The organism is Streptomyces sp. ATLC9, from assembly GCF_057196705.1.
In genome coordinates, this window is record NZ_JBXUOY010000651.1 from 1 (window position 1) to 223 (window position 223).

The window sequence follows — 223 nt, forward strand, 5'->3', positions numbered from 1 at the left end:
TGGCCGTACTCCTTCGTCGCCGCTTTGGAGACCGGCCGCACCTCCTGGTGCGCCCTGCTTGACGCCGTTCGCCTGGGCCCGGCCGACGACGCGGTCACCGTGGCCGCAGCCCAACTGCGCGGTGTGGTCCAGCGGTTGATCGAGGCCGGCCACTGGAAGCCGGGGAACAAGACGATCCTCATCGTGCTGGATGCCGGTTATGACGCGCCCCACCTCTCGTATG

The 223-nt window shown here is 68.6% G+C and carries 1 protein-coding gene; it reads left to right on the forward strand.

Annotation, left to right across the window (positions count from 1 at the left end; translation table 11 throughout):
• A partial coding sequence (locus AC2CJA_RS27500) for a transposase (RefSeq protein WP_484605312.1) occupies positions 1-223 on the forward strand: 223 nt, incomplete at both ends.